Below are 338 nucleotides of genomic sequence, written 5' to 3'. Positions count from 1 at the left end.
ACAACTATTGAAAAACTGCTTTATGCGGCCAATCATTCACTTTCCCGGTCAAAGGAAGAGTTGGCACCTGAACTGCTCATCTTGAATATGAAGCTAAAAGAACTTGGTAATTTCAATGAGAATATTCAAGCTTTAGAAAGAGAAATGGAGGCACTCCTCCTTCAAACAGATGGCGTGCTGCTTTTAACCATTCCAGGTATCGGAGTTGTATCGGCAGCCGAGTTTTACAGTGAAATTGTTGATATCTCGAACTATGATCATCCAGGACAGCTTATAAAAAAGGCTGGGACAAACCCAATCGTGAAACAGTCCGGTGGGGGTGGTGGCTATTATGGGCG

Annotated in this window: 1 protein-coding gene; it reads left to right on the top strand. The window is 43.2% G+C overall.

Annotation, left to right across the window (positions count from 1 at the left end; genetic code table 11):
• Window positions 1-338 (top strand): transposase (locus FILTAD_RS15215; protein WP_148085408.1); only part of this gene is annotated, 338 nt, incomplete at both ends.

Origin of the sequence: Filibacter tadaridae (genome assembly GCF_900609045.1) — a bacterium.
Classification (GTDB): Bacteria; Bacillota; Bacilli; order Bacillales_A; family Planococcaceae; genus Sporosarcina; species Sporosarcina tadaridae.
This window is presented reverse-complemented; position numbering and strand designations above follow the sequence as displayed.